The organism is Streptomyces sp. NPDC059900 (assembly GCF_050270335.1).
Taxonomy (GTDB): domain Bacteria; phylum Actinomycetota; class Actinomycetes; order Streptomycetales; family Streptomycetaceae; genus Streptomyces.
Genome location: NZ_JBNNJZ010000189.1, coordinates 1 through 14,031, shown reverse-complemented (window position 1 = coordinate 14,031; position 14,031 = coordinate 1). Strand labels below are relative to the sequence as shown.

Sequence of the window (14,031 nt, the reverse complement as noted above, 5' to 3'; positions counted from 1 at the left end):
GCGTGCAACTGCTGGAGCACGTCCTCCAGGTGCCGCTTCTGGACGGGCAGCAGCTTGCTGACGGGCCGGACGTACCCCTGCCAGCGGCTGGTCACGGCGCTGCGCAGCAGCTCGGCGAGGTCGTCGGCGCGTCCGATGACGGCGATGAAGTCGGGCAGCGGGAGTTGCAGCACCTCGGCGAGGGCGGCGGACTGCCGCTCGTTGCCGCGCCAGGTGTCGGTCTCCTCCATCCGCAGATAGGCCTGAAGCTCCACACCGGACCCCCGCGCCACGTCCTCGGGCGCAAGCCCGCGCGCAAGCCGGTGCTCGCGCAGGGTCGTGGCGGCGCCCATGAGCTCGCCGGGGGAGCACCACAGGGTCCCGGCGAGGGCGGTGAGCTCCGCGGATGTGGGCGAGGCGAGCCCCCGCTCCCAGGCGGCGATGGTGTCGGGGGTTATGTAGGCGAGCCCATAACTGGCCCGCATCCCGTAGGCGACATGCCCGTGAGCCATCCCGAGGGCTTCACGGAGCCGCCGGGCGGCGGGGAAGTTGAACGGAGGGGTGGGTTGGTGCGGCGGACGCTGGCTGGGTTGCACGGGCACACGGTATGGGTGTTGCGCGCTGGCGACTACGGTGCGTTCCCACAAGGTTGCGGATTGGTGCGAAGCTACGGGCGTCAGGGCGCGCCCAGTACTGCGTCCAGCGCATGCCCGTAGTCCCGGAAGAGCGCGCGGGCTTCGGGGGCGGCCGGAGAATCGGGGAGCAGCAGGCCGGCGAGGTGGGCGACGCGCCACATTCGCAGGGCGGTCACGTCGCCGTGTGCGCCGTCCAACGCAGGGCCGACGAGCACGACGGCGATTTGCAAAGCCTCGGCGATCAGCGGGGCGCCCCGCGCGACGTCGGTTCCGTGCGCGATCGCGGCCTCGACCATCGCGTCGAGGAACCGGGTCAGCTGGAGGTCCGCGCCGACGCGGCTCATCCGCCGTACGGCGTCGGGCTGGTCGAACCGGTCCGACACTTCCTCGTAGCCGGAGGACCACAGGAGCAGGCTCGGCGCCTCCACGGGGTGCTCGCGCGCATACCCGAGATCGTCGAAGATCCCCATCACCGGCTCCCCGAAGCCCCCGACTTCCTGCACCACTTCGAGCAGCCGTGTGATGTCACCCTGCCGCCGCGACACGAACTCGCGAACGGACACGTCCGCCAGGTCCCACGTGCCGGTCGCGGCGACCGCACCGATCTCGACGATGCCGCCCAGGGGCCCGAAGACGGAACGGGCGAGGATCTCTTCGGGGATGTCCCACTTCCGCGGCGGGTGGCTCCAGAGAAGCTCGCTCTCCCCTGTGCCGCCGTCACCGAGGGGGTCCGAGCCGCCTCGCAGGGCGCGGACCCTGCTGCAGAGCACCAGGCCGACTCCGCCCGATGCAGACTCGATCGCGAGGGCCACGAGGCGGGGGCCCGCTCCCGGCCTCGCCCCGGCCGCGTCCGGCGCCAGCGCCTTCAGGGTTGCCTGCTCCTGCCTGTCGGCCGGACGCAGCCCGGGGGCCACGTACCGGGTTCCTAGTCGCACGGCTGCCACTCCCTCGAAATGCAGGTCCAGGCAAGTGTCGTTGGTGTTCTCTGGTGTGGCGCGGAGCAGGAGTTGGGAGTGGCCCACTCCGTACCGCCACATTCGGAATGTGCGCGGTGACTGGAATAGCAAGTCTCAGCCCTTCCGGAGTTGCGTATGAGCGCGGGGCGGAAAGCCATGGATCTTGAGGCCTATATGGAGCGGGCCCGCGTCGGGCCCTGTTTTGTTTGTGCGTTTCTTGCCGGGGATCCCGGCTGTGCCCATCACACCGTCTACGAGGACGACCACCACGTCGCGTTCCTCGATCGGTGGCCCACCCTCCCCGGAAAGGTCCTCGTCGCGCCGAAGGCGCATGTCGAGCACGCCGTGCGGGAGTTGGATGAGGCTGCCTATGTGCGGCTCATGCTCGTCGTGCGGAAAGTCGCCCTAGCCGTCGAGCACGTCTTCGACTCCGAGCGCACCTACCTCTACTCCCTGGGAAGCCAGGAAGGGAACAGTCATCTCCACTGGCACATCGCCGCCCTGCCGCCCGGAGTTCCCTACGCCGAGCAGCAGTTCCACGTCCTGATGACCGAGACCGCCGATGTCCTGGATATGCCGCCGGACGAGATGGCCGAGGTCGCGGCGCGGCTTCGGGACGCCGTCCGGTCGTAGGGGCGAATCAGGGAGATCACTGCTTCGTGGGCTCGTACTTCTTGTCCACCTTGCCGATCTCGGTCCACGTATCGTCGCTCCGGCGGTCGAACCACACCGGGCGTTCCCGCGCCGAACGGCCCTTCTCGAAGGCGACCTCGTCGATGACGCCGTTGACGGAGACGTTCTGGATCTCGCGGTCCAGGGTGTGCCGGAGCGAGGTCGCCGAGGCATCGGCGGGGAGCTTCTTCAGGGCGGCGGCCAGGGCCAGGGCCCCGTCGTACAGCTCCTGGTTTCCGCGCGCGGGGAGGTTGTCGCCCGGCTCACCGGTGTAGTTGCGGGTGCGCAGGACTCCTTCGGGGACGGTCTTGTCCTGGTCCTCGGCCCTGGTCCGCTCCTCGGAGTCCTCGCAGATGCCGGTCGAATCGCCCGCGGCGATGACGGGGCCCGTGAAGCCGTCGGCCTTCAGTCTCTTGGCCCATGTGGCCGCGTCCGCCGCTATGGGCAGCACGACCGCGTCGGCCTGAGCCTCCTCCACCAGCGTCGGGATCTTGGCCGCCTTCACCTCGGTGGGGCCGGTCTTCAGCGTCTTGACGGTCAGTCCTGCCTTGCGCAGCGCGACGCCCATGCCGCTCGAACGGTTCGTCCAGATGTCGTCCTCCGCCACCAGGACCCGGCGCGCCTTCGTCTGCGTCAGGAGGTACTCGGCCATCGCCTCGCCCTGTCGCGCTTCGTCCGCCGGGATCGCGAACTGGGCGCCGGAGAACGCGACGTCGGAGCAGGTGGCGATCTCGGGCAGGAACGCCTCGTCCGTGTCGTGCACCCAGGAGAAGTCGCTGGTGTCACCGATGACGGCGAGCATGTCCGGGTGCTTGGCGAGCAGCTTGCGCGTCGGGACGTCCGGGTCGGCGGTCAGCGGTACGAGCCGGAAGCGGTCGCCGCTCTTGGCGCCGAGCGTCTCGGCGAAGGCGGACTCGACCGTGCGCCGCTGCTGCGTCGTGAACTGCTTGTACTCCGACTCCTCGTACTCGTCGGCGGCGTCCCTCGCGCCGACGTGCTCGTAGCTGTGGGCGACGCCGATCTCGTGGACGGTCGGGGCGGTGTCCTCATTGCTGCCGGATGTGGTCTCGGTGTCCGGTGCGGCGAGGGAGCGTATGCCGAGGCCCGTCGGGACACTGACGGCCAGGACGAGCGCGGCAGTGATCAGCACGCGCTTGCGCGAGCGGCGGCGTCGGGGGCCGTCGCCCGGCGCAACCTTGCTCACGGAGCCCGCGGCCGGCTGGGTGCGGGCGTTCGCGATCCCTGCCGCCGGGTGCCGGTCATGCGCGTCCCCCACGCGGACGGTCGGCGGGTGGTCTGCCCGGCCTGCCCCGGCCGCCCGGGGGCCGCCGTCCGGGACCTGGTCCTGCGGCTCCGGGGCCTGGTCCTGCGGCTCCAGGGCCGGGGTCTGAGGCTCCGGGTCAGGGCCCCGCTCCTCGGACCCCCGCGGCAGCGCAAGCCCCCGCCCCGCCGCCAGAATCCGTTCGAGCGCCGTCGCCGCGTCCGCAGGCCGGTCAGCGGGGTCCTTCGCCAGGAGGTCGAGGACGATGCGCTCCACCGCCGCCGACACCTCGGCCCGCGCCCGCGAAGGCCGCAGCGGTGCGTCGTTGACGTGGTTGTACATGACCCCGGCCGCCGAGCCGGTGAACGGCGGGTGCCCGACCAGGAGTTCGTAGAGGACGCAGCCGAGTGCGTACAGGTCGGTGCGCCCGTCGCCCGGCTCCTGCCGGAACCGCTCCGGCGCCAGATACGGCACGCTGCCGAACGGCAGCTGCCCGGTCCGGGTAAGGCGAGAGTCGCCGGCGACCCGCTCCATGAACGTCGCGATGCCGAAGTCGACGACCTTCGCGGAGCCGTCCTGCGCGACCATCACGTTGCCCGGCTTGATGTCACGGTGCACGACACCCGCCGAGTGCGCCGCGTCCAGGGCGCGGCAGACGTCCGCCGCCCAGCGCAGCGCGTCCGCCACGGGCACGCGGACACTCTCGCGCAGCACTTGGTCGAGCGAGCGGCCCTGTACGAGGGCCATCACCAGGTACGGGGTGGTGCCGTCCGTGCCGTGATCGTGGACGGCGACGATGTGCGGGCTGTCCAGCGAGGCCGCCGCGCGGGCCTCCTGCCGGAACCGGGCAAGGAGCTGCTCCTGCTCGCCCTCGTCCGCGGACGCCGAAGGCACGAAGAGCTTGATCGCCACCTCGCGCCCCAGGCTCCGGTCCCGGGCCCGCCACACCTCGCCCATACCGCCCGCGCCGATCCGCTCGATCAGCTCGTACCGGCCGTTCAGCAAACGCCCCCGCACGGTGTTCCCCCCTCGGCGCCGCGGATTTTCGTCGCGGCGCCGTCTTTCGTCCGCCTAGCGGTTGATGGCCTGGATCTCTTCCACCACGACATCCTGGTCCGCACCGAACTCGCCGTCAGGCAGCGGCTGTTCCGCGTTCACCCCGGTGCCGGTCCAGTGGATCTTCCACGTCACCGTGGCCTTCAGCGGGTACGTGCCGTCGCCCGAGGAGCGGAGGTACTTCACGCCGCAGGGAGGGGTCTCGTCCGACTTGCCCTTGGCGTAGGGCTCGCCGATCTTGCCGTCCTTCAGCTCGCAGACTCCGGACGCGGGGTACGTCTCCGCGTCCGCCGTGCCCGGGTCGATCTTGAGGGAGACGGGTTCGGCGGTCGTCGTCGCCTCGATGCCGAGGACGGGCACTGATGCCGTCACCGACACGGGCTTGAACTCCGCGCCGTCCAGCCATGCCCAGGTGGGGAGGTTGACCTTCGTCTCGCCCTCGGGGGCGAGCGTCACCTTCGTGCCGGGCACGCGGATCTCGGCGTACGCGAGCTTCGCCAGGATCTCCGGGTCGATGGCCTCGGGGACGTCGGCGGGGGGCGGGTCGCCCTTGTCGACCCAGAAGGTCTCCTTCGTGCACTTGTCCCAGCCGGGCGGGTAGGACTTGTTGGGGAAGGACGACCACCAATAGCCCTTGCCGGCCTTGTCCATGTTGAAGTCCTTGTACGGCTCGCCCTCGACGTACCGTTTCCGCTGCTCCAGGTCCCACTCGTGGCCCGTGGAGTCGACCGCCCACGTCGCCTCGCGTTCCTTCTTGAACTGGGCGGGGGTGTACGCGGGGCCGTACCAGCAGGGCGGCGGCGAGTAGCTGCCGGTGGGCGCGATGGCGCCCGCCTTGGCGCCCGACCCGTTCTTGGAACGGTCGTAGACGATGCCGCCGGCGGTCGCCAGCAGCGTTCCGTCCTGTTCGTCGCCCGATACGGAGGGTGTCTCTGCAGGTGTTCCCCCGCCGATGTCCTTCTCTGCGGCAGCCGGTGGCGCGGACAGCAGTACGCAGCCCAATGCCACCGCAGCTGCCAGCGCGGCTGATCTGTGCCTCATGGTTGGCATTTGTCGCTCCCCCGAGTCGCGTTCAACTTCGTCGTCACCCAGGCTCCCGCTTTGCTCTTGCGCAGTTCGGCGGCGTAGAGCACATAGCTGTTCTTCGTGGCGGGTGACTTCTCGATCTTGTCCTTCTTGAGGTACTTGTCGTAGACCTTGGACTGGTCCTCGCAGTACGTGAGGGCCGCACCGGCGCCGTCGGCCGTGACGGTCGCGTCGAAGTAGCGGTAGGCGCCAGTGGTGCGTGCCTGCGCCTTCACGTAGGCCTGGATGTACTTCTGCGCGGCGGCCGCGGCGTCGCCCTCGTGATAGAAGCGCATCGCCTTGTGGACCGGGTCCTTCTCGGCGATGGCCATGTCTACCGTCTGGATCGCCTGCTCCCTGTCGGCGAGCACGGCGTCCTTGGTCTTGTCCCCGGTCTTCGCCCAGTCGAAGGTGAACGACACGTCCGACGGCAGTTCGATCTTCGGACGGTCCGCCACCGCCTCGGCGGGCTCGCTCGGCGACGAGGACTTCTCGCTCCCCTGATCCGCACCGGCGATCTTGTCGTCGCCCTTGGACGGCTCGTCGTCGCTGCCGCAGGACGTCAGAAGCAGGGCTGCGGTCGCGGACAGTGCGACCGTCGTCAGGCGGAGGGGGCGGGTCACTGTCGGCTCCTGGCAGGTGTGGCGTGTGGGTCGGCGCGAGATCCGCACGCTAGTCGGGGCCTCACCCGGATACCAGATAGATATCTGCAGAGAAATGGGGCGGGAGGGATTTATCGCCGCGAACTCATGTCACAGTTCCGTACGCGCGTGGCCCGGTGTGGTGCAAGCCCCTGACCGCCTCATCCGGCGTCGAGGCGTGCCGTCACCCCTTCACTGCACCTCCCAACGCAAACCCCCCGCCCAGCCTCCGCGAGATCAGTACGTACAAGAGGATCACCGGTGTCGAGTAGATGATCGAGAAGGCGGCCAGTTGGCCGTAGACCACCGTGCCCTTGTTGCCGAAGAAGTCATTGATGCTCACCGATGCCGGCATCTGTTCCGGGGTCAGGAGCAGCATGAAGGGGACGAAGAAGTTGCCCCACATCATCACGAAGGAGAAGACCGTCACCACGGCGACGCCCGGGCCCATCAGGGGGAGCACGATTCGGAGAAGGGACTGGAAGGACGATGCGCCGTCCGTCCACGCCGCCTCCTCCAGCTCCTTGGGGACGCCGTCCATGAAGTTCTTCATCAGCCAGATGGCGAAGGGTAGTTGGGACGCGGCGAAGAAGAAGATCGTGCCCTGCATCGTGTCGATCAGGTCGACCTGTACGAACAGTGCGTAGACCGGCACCATGATGGCCGTGATCGGCAGGCTCGTCGCGAAGAGGATCGTCAGCATGAACGGGCGGTTCAGGCGGGACCTGAAGCGGGAGAGCGGATACGCGGCGAGCGCCGCGCAGACCACCGTCAGGAGTGTGCCGCCGCCGCACAGCAGCAGGCTGTTGAGCAGGGGCGTGAAGGTGATCTCGGGGGTCAGTACCGCGTCGTAGTTGTCCAGGGTGATGCCGTCCGGGATCTTCACCTTGAGGTCGGCCTCGGTGTCGAGCGAGGACAGGATCACCCAGGCCAGGGGGAGCACGAAGGCCAGGGCGACCACCAGTAGCCCTGCGTCCGCGGCGAGGCGGCGGCTCGTGCGGCGTGAACGCAGGCTGCGACCAGCAGAGTTGACGGTGTTGGCGGACACTCAGACCTCCGTGCGGAGCAGGCGCATGTAGACGAGGGAGAAGAGCGAGCCGACGACCAGGAGCAGCAGCGCCACCGCCGTGCCGTAACCGATCATGCTCTTCTGGAAGGCCTGCTCGTACATGAACAGGGGGAGGGTCTGGCTGCGGTTTCCGGGGCCGCCTCGCGTCATCACCCAGATCAGACCGAAGACCGAGAGGGTCTGGAGGGTGTTCAGCATCAGGTTCGTGCCGATGGAGCGGCGGATCATCGGGAGCGTGATATGCCACATGCGGCGCCAGCCGCCCGCGCCGTCCACCTCGGCCGCCTCGGTGATCTCCTTGGGGATCTCGTTCAGGGCCGCCGAGTAGACCAGCATCGAGAATGCCGTCCCGCGCCACACGTTGGCGAACGACACCGCCAGGATCGGCAGCGTGTACATCCAGTTCTGGGACGGGAGGTGGAGGAAGTCCAGGACCGCGTTGAGGGTGCCTTCGCGGCGGAAGAACGCGTACAGGAGGAACGCCGCCACCACCTCGGGCAGCACCCACGCCGTGATCACGATCGCGCCGGTGAGCGTGCGGACCGGCTTGGAGGCGCGCTGCATCAGGGACGCGAGCGCGAGGCCGATGGTGTTCTGGCCGATCAGCGACGACACGACCGTGAAGACCAGGGTCAGCCAGACCGCGTTGAGGAAGGCCTCGTCGCCGAACGCCTTACGGAAGTTGTCGAACCCGACGAAGCTCGACTCCGCCTGGCCGGTGAGCTGGAGGTCGGTGAACGCGATGTAGGCGCAGTAGCCGATCGGCCCCGCCAGGAACAGGAGCAGCAGGATCACGGCGGGGGAGACGGGCAGCGCGCGGGACAGCGCACGGCCCGTCAGCCTGGAGCGGGACGGGGGACGCGACGGGCGGCGCGGGACGTCGGGGCCCTGAGCGGTCTTCACGATGTCGCCGGGCCCGGCGGGGGGTGCGGTGGTCACCTCGGGGCACTCACTTCCCTTGCGTACGGACGGCTGCCGACGCGGGTGCGTGCGGACGGACGCCCACACGCACCCGCCCGCGGCTACTTCTTGACGACCTCGCCGTCCGTAGCGGCCTTGACCTCGTCGTCATACCCGCTCGCCGCGTCCGCCACCGAGGCGTCGCCCGTGGTGACCTTCTCCATGGCTTCCTGCACCGCGGTGGAGACCTTCGGGTACGCCGGGTACGCGGGGCGGTAGTGCGTCGAGGGCACCAGGTCGGTGAAGAACTTCAGGCCGGGCTGCGCCTTGAGGTACGCGGGGTCCTCGGCGACGTCCTTGCGGACCGCGATGCCCGAGTTGGCCACGTACCACTTCTGGGCGTTGGCCTTGGTCTGCATCTGCTCGATGAACCTGAAGGCCAGGTCGGGGTTGGACGCCTTGGACGGGATCGCCCAGGTCCAGCCGCCGGACATGCTCACCTTGCCGGGCGCCTCGCCGTTCTGGGTGGGCATGTGGGCAAGGCCCAGCTTCTTCGACCACTCGGGCCACTCGTGCCCCGCGCCCTTGCCCCAGTCCTGCGGCAGCCAGGAGCCGTCGAGGTTGATGCCGAGCTTGTCCTCGGGGAGCAGTTCGCCGCGCACGCGGGTGGCGAAGTTCGGGTCGAGGGCGTCGGTCACGTCGGGGCCGAGCTTCTCCTTGTAGACGGTCTCGACGAACTCCAGGGAGTCCTTGAAGCCCTGGCTGCCGGTGACCCACTTCTTGGACTTCGGGTCGTACATCGGGTCCTGGCCGGTGCCGTACAGGAGCATCTCCATGCCCTGCATGGTGGCCGCCTCGCCCGCGGGCTTGCCCGTGTAGACGTTCATGGGGGTGACGCCGGGGACCTTCTCCTTGATGGTCCGGGCCGCTTCCAGGATCTCGTCCCACGACTTGGGCTGCCAGTTGGCCGGCAGTCCGGCCTTCTTGAAGATGCCCTTGCTGAACCACAGGCCGCGGGTGTCGGTGCCGTCCGGGACGCCGTACGTCTTGCCGTCCGCCGCCTTCGCGGCCGACTTGGACGTACCGATGAACTGGTTCCAGTCCTTCCACTTGTCCAGGTACTGGTCCAGTGGCTTGAGGTACCCGCTGGTGATGTCCGAGTTGATGAGGAAGGTGTCCTCGTAGACCAGGTCGGGAGCGGTCTTCGGGGAGCGCATCATCTGCTGGAGCTTGGTGTAGTACTCGGAGTCCGGCGCCTTGATCGGCACCAGTTTCACCTTCTTGCCGGGGTTCTCCTTCTCGAACTGTTTCTTGATGTCGGCCAGATAGGTGTCCATGACCTTGATCTGGGTGTCCGTGGACTGCTTGAAGGAGACCTTCACGGTGTCCGGATCGTCGCCGGAGTCCCCGCCGCACGCGGTGAGGGTGCCGGCCGCGACCAGCGCGGTGACGAGGAGCAGAGGGGCGGTGGGGCGCACGGGCACGACCTCCTACTGGCCGACGCGGCTGGGTTACCACGCGGGGCGCAACGCTGGGCTGCCCGGTGAACGTAAGGGCGGGTTCGGAGCAAGGTCAATGCCCGTGCGTCGCCCCTTGTCATCAACGTGACAACGTTGTTATTGGGGCCGCAACAGGTGTACGGCAGCGGGGCTTTGGGGGCGGCACGGGGGCGCAGGGGCGCGGAGTCGTGAGGGGCGGCGCGTCCGCGCACCGGCCGATCAGGTGGCCGACGTCAGCCAGCGGTACACGTACTCCGGGCGGCCCACGTGTCCGTACTGCGGGGTGCGGGTGGCGCGGCCCGTGGTGACCAGGTGCTCCAGGTAGCGGCGCGCGGTGATGCGGGAGATGCCGACCGTCTCGGCGGCGGCAGCGGCGGTGACGCCCTCGTCGGGCGCGTCGCGCAGGGTGCGGGTGACCCTCTCCAGGGTGGGGCCGCTGAGCCCTTTGGGCAGGGCGGCGGGGCTCGGCGCGCGGAGGGTGGCCAGGGCGCGGTCCACCTCGTCCTGCCCGGTGGCCTCGCCCGCGGCGGTGCGGAACTCGGCGTAGCGGGTGAGGCGGTCGCGGAGGGTGGCGAAGGTGAAGGGCTTCAGCACGTACTGGACCACGCCGAGCGACACGCCCTCGCGTACGACCGCGAGATCGCGGGCCGATGTGACGGCGATGACGTCCGTACGGTGGCCCGCGGCGCGCAGGGTGCGGGCCAGTTGGAGGCCGTGGCCGTCGGGGAGGTGGAGGTCGAGGAGGAGCAGGTCCACCTCGGTGCGGTCCAGGGCCCGTTTCGCCTCGGCGGCGCTGTGCGCCTTTCCCACGGTACGGAAGCCGGGGATGCGGTTCACGTAGAGAACATGGGCGTCCGCCGCCACGGGGTCGTCCTCCACGACCAGAACCCGGATCGGCTCTGTCACTTGGTGCCTCCGTCTGCTGCGTCCGGTCTGGTGGACGCCTCGTCATCGGCACCCGGCGTCGCGGGTTGTGCCCACCCGTTCCGCCCTGCGGAACGCCTGCCCACAACAAGAGCGGCCCGGGTGTCCGCCACGGAAGCGGCATCCGTCCGCAGAAGGACCTCGAACTCCGCGCCGCCCCCGGCTGCCTCCCGCACCTTAAGTGTCCCCTCGTGCTTCGTCACCGTCTGGTGGACCAGGGCGAGCCCCAGGCCGCGGCCCGCCGTGGCCTTGGTCGACCAGCCGCGCTGGAAGACCGCCTCGGTGTGCGCGGGGTCCACGCCGGGACCCGTGTCCGAGACGCGCAGCGTCAGTCCCGCCCCGTCCGCGCGTGCCGTCACCGTCACGCGGGCCGCGTGGGAGCCCTGTGCCGCGTCCACCGCGTTGTCGATCAGGTTGCCGAGGACCGTCACCAGGTCGCGCGCGGGCAGCTCCGGCGGCAGCATGCCGTCGTCGATGCTGCTGTCGGGGGAGACGACCAGCTCCACGCCGTGCTCGTTCGCCTGGGCCGCCTTGCCAAGGAGCAGGGCCGCGAGGACCGGCTCGCTGACCGCCGCGACCACCTGGTCCGTCAGCGTCTGGGCGAGCTCAAGCTCGGCCGTGGCGAAGTCGACCGCCTCGTCCGCGCGGCCCAGCTCGATGAGGGAGACCACCGTGTGGAGCCGGTTCGCCGCCTCGTGGGCCTGCGAGCGCAGGGCCCGCGTGAAGCCGCGCTCCGAGTCCAGCTCGCCGGTGAGGGCCTGGAGCTCGGTGTGGTCACGCAGGGTGACCACCGTGCCGCGGCGCTCACCGCTCGACACGGGCGAGGTGTTGACGACGACCACGCGGTCCGCCGTCAGGTGCAGCTCGTCGACGCGCGGCTCGGCCGCGAGCAGCGCGCCCGTCAGCGGCGCGGGCAGGCCGAGCTCGGCGACGTTCCGGCCGACCAGGCCGCCCGACACACCGAGCAGCTCGCGCCCGCCGTCGTTGATGAGGGCGATGCGCCGCTGCCCGTCCAGCATCAGGAGCCCCTCGCGCACCGCGTGCAGCGCCGCCTCGTGATAGTCGTGCATGCGGCTCAGCTCGGCGGCGTTCATGCCGTGGGTGTGCCGGCGCAGGCGGGCGTTGATGACGTAGGTGCCGACACCGCCGAGCGCGAGCGCGCCCGCCGCGACACCGAGGAGCGCGAGGAGCTGGCCGCGCGCCGTCGCGCTGATCTCCTCGATGGTGATGCCCGCGCTGACCAGGCCGGTGATGCGACCGCTGCCGTCGGCGGCGCGGATCGGCGTGACCACGCGCACGGACGGGCCGAGCGTCCCCGTGTACGTCTCGGTGAAGGTCCTGCCGCGCAGGGCGTCCGCCCGGTGGCCCAGGAAGCGCTCGCCGATCTGCTCCTTGTCGGGGTGGGTCCAGCGGATGCCGTCCCTGTTCATGATCGTGACGAAGTCGACCCCGGTGTGGTGCAGCACGTCGGTCGCGTACGGCTGGAGGATCTTCGTCGGGTCCTTGCCGCGCACGGCCTCGCGTACGGAAGGGGAATCCGCCACCGCACGCGCCGCGGCCGTCGCCTGGCGGCGCGCGCCCTCCTCGGCCTGCTGCCGGTCGCTCAGGAACGTGAACAGCGCACATCCGGCCACCACGACGGTGACCAGGACGATCTGCATCGCGAAGAGCTGCCCGGCGAGGCTGCGGGGCCGGGGCGGGCGGGCGAGGGACATGGTGCAAGTCTGCCTCGCCGTTTAAGCGCGAACTAAATGAACGCAAGGGTGACCGCCCTCACAGGGCGAGAGATAGTCACCCGAGATCCGCCTGCCCAGGACGTGAGCCGCACGCACTGGCCGAAAACGCCGACGTAGTCGTTCAAGGAGGGCCCTCGTGGCCGACACCACCGACAGCAAGGTGGCACCGGCGCCCGCCGCCAAACGGGACCGCACCCACTACCTGTACATCGCAGTCATCATCGCCGTCGTTCTCGGTATCGGTGTCGGACTGCTCTTCCCCGACTTCGCCACGGAGCTCAAGCCGCTCGGCACCGGCTTCGTGAACCTGATCAAGATGATGATCTCGCCCATCATCTTCTGCACGATCGTCCTGGGCGTCGGCTCGGTCCGCAAGGCCGCCAAGGTCGGCAAGGTGGGCGGGCTCGCGCTCGGCTACTTCGTCGCGATGTCGGTCGTCGCGCTGGCCATCGGCCTGATCGTCGGCAACATCCTGCACCCGGGCTCGGGCATGGACATCTCCGACTCCGAGAAGGGCGCGGGGCACGACGCGGCCGAAGAGGCGAACAAGGGGCTCGTCGACTTCGCGCTCGGCATCATCCCGAAGACGATCGTCTCCGCCTTCACCGAGGGCGAGGTCCTTCAGACGCTGCTCGTCGCGCTGCTCGTGGGCTTCGCCCTGCAAGCCATGGGCCGCTCCGGAGAGCCGATCCTGCGCGGCATCGGGCACATCCAGCGCCTCGTCTTCCGCGTGCTCGGCATGATCATGTGGGCCGCCCCGATCGGCGCGTTCGGCGCGATGGCGGCGGTGGTCGGCGAGACCGGCACCGACGCCCTGAAGGCCCTCGCCACGATCATGATCGGGTTCTACGTCACCTGTGCGCTGTTCATCCTGATCGTGCTCGGCACGCTGCTTCGCCTGGTGACCGGCGTGAACCTCTTCAAGCTCCTGAAATACCTGGGCCGCGAGTTCCTGCTCATCCTCTCCACCTCCTCGTCCGAGTCCGCGCTGCCGCGGCTCATCGCGAAGATGGAGCACCTGGGCGTCAGCCGTCCGGTCGTCGGCATCACCGTCCCGACGGGGTACTCCTTCAACCTCGACGGCACGATGATCTACCTGACCATGTCGTCGCTCTTCATCGCCGAGGCGATGGACCAGCCGCTCGGCGTCGGCGAGCAGATCTCCCTGCTCCTGTTCATGATGATCGCGTCCAAGGGCGCGGCGGGTGTCTCCGGTTCCGGTATCGCGGTGCTCGCCAGTGGCCTCCAGTCGCACAAGCCGGGCCTGGTGGACGGCGTCGGCCTGATCATCGGCGTCGACCGCTTCATGAGCGAGGCCCGCGCCCTGACCAACTTCGCGGGCAACGCGGTGGCGACGCTCCTGATCGGTACGTGGACCAAGGAGGTCGACCGGCAGCGGGTCGACGACGTCCTGGCGGGACGGCTGCCGTTCGACGAGAAGACGCTGCTCGACGAGGACGCGTCCGAGCCCGGGTCGGTGGACCCTGACTCCGCGGACGGTGTCCCGGCGCAGCCGGACAGCAACGAGAAGAAGTCCCTGACGGCCTCCTAGCCGTCGGCCACCCGCTCGGTGGCGCGTGAGGCGGGCGGGCCCGCCCCGGTCGGTACGATGACCCGGGCGGGCCCGCCCGCTTTTTG

12 protein-coding genes are annotated in these 14,031 nt (G+C 69.6%); 2 read left to right on the top strand and 10 right to left on the bottom strand.

Annotated elements, in window-relative coordinates; genetic code table 11:
- On the bottom strand, positions 1-491 hold a 491-nt coding region (locus ACQKIP_RS23435), incomplete at its 3' end, for an XRE family transcriptional regulator (RefSeq protein WP_427743985.1).
- A gap of 164 nt (positions 492-655) precedes the next feature.
- Positions 656-1,549, bottom strand: a complete 894-nt coding sequence (locus ACQKIP_RS23430; RefSeq protein ID WP_365860722.1) for a hypothetical protein — start codon at positions 1,547-1,549, stop codon at positions 656-658.
- Between the two features lie 156 nt (positions 1,550-1,705).
- Between ACQKIP_RS23430 and ACQKIP_RS23425 the strand changes: the two genes are divergently transcribed.
- Entirely contained in the window at positions 1,706-2,203 is a 498-nt protein-coding gene (locus ACQKIP_RS23425; RefSeq protein ID WP_365860724.1) for an HIT family protein, read from the top strand.
- Between the two features lie 16 nt (positions 2,204-2,219).
- Here the strand turns inward: ACQKIP_RS23425 and ACQKIP_RS23420 are convergent, their stop codons facing one another.
- From ACQKIP_RS23420 to ACQKIP_RS23385, 8 genes are all read right to left on the bottom strand, one after another.
- Positions 2,220-4,520 carry a serine/threonine-protein kinase gene (locus ACQKIP_RS23420; RefSeq protein WP_365860726.1) on the bottom strand — a complete coding sequence of 767 codons (2,301 nt, stop codon included), beginning with the start codon at positions 4,518-4,520 and terminating at the stop codon, positions 2,220-2,222.
- 54 nt (positions 4,521-4,574) lie between these two features.
- On the bottom strand, positions 4,575-5,609 hold the full coding sequence (locus ACQKIP_RS23415) for a hypothetical protein (RefSeq protein ID WP_365860728.1): 1,035 nt from the start codon (positions 5,607-5,609) through the stop codon (positions 4,575-4,577).
- A complete protein-coding gene (locus ACQKIP_RS23410; RefSeq protein ID WP_365860730.1) occupies positions 5,597-6,247 on the bottom strand; it encodes a hypothetical protein in 651 nt (216 codons plus the stop codon). The genes ACQKIP_RS23415 and ACQKIP_RS23410 overlap by 13 nt, the downstream gene beginning before the upstream one ends.
- A 202-nt stretch (positions 6,248-6,449) precedes the next feature.
- Entirely contained in the window at positions 6,450-7,313 is an 864-nt protein-coding gene (locus tag ACQKIP_RS23405; protein ID WP_365860732.1) for a carbohydrate ABC transporter permease, read from the bottom strand.
- The gene (locus ACQKIP_RS23400) at positions 7,314-8,273 is read right to left on the bottom strand and encodes a carbohydrate ABC transporter permease (RefSeq protein WP_427743981.1); all 960 of its coding nucleotides are present in this window, start codon (positions 8,271-8,273) and stop codon (positions 7,314-7,316) included.
- 83 nt (positions 8,274-8,356) lie between these two features.
- Positions 8,357-9,718: an extracellular solute-binding protein gene (locus ACQKIP_RS23395; RefSeq protein WP_427743979.1), complete on the bottom strand. Its 1,362-nt coding sequence runs from the start codon at positions 9,716-9,718 to the stop codon at positions 8,357-8,359.
- A gap of 234 nt (positions 9,719-9,952) precedes the next feature.
- Complete coding sequence (locus ACQKIP_RS23390) at positions 9,953-10,639, bottom strand: response regulator (RefSeq protein WP_365860736.1); 687 nt, start codon at positions 10,637-10,639, stop codon at positions 9,953-9,955.
- A complete protein-coding gene (locus ACQKIP_RS23385) occupies positions 10,636-12,372 on the bottom strand; it encodes a sensor histidine kinase (RefSeq protein ID WP_365860738.1) in 1,737 nt (578 codons plus the stop codon). Before ACQKIP_RS23385 ends, ACQKIP_RS23390 begins: the two co-directional genes overlap by 4 nt.
- 181 nt (positions 12,373-12,553) lie before the next feature.
- Here ACQKIP_RS23385 and ACQKIP_RS23380 point away from each other — a divergent pair, with 181 nt between their 5' ends.
- Positions 12,554-13,945 (top strand): cation:dicarboxylate symporter family transporter, encoded by a 1,392-nt coding sequence (locus ACQKIP_RS23380; protein WP_365860792.1) that lies wholly within the window; start codon positions 12,554-12,556, stop codon positions 13,943-13,945.
- The last annotated feature ends 86 nt before the right edge of the window (positions 13,946-14,031 follow it).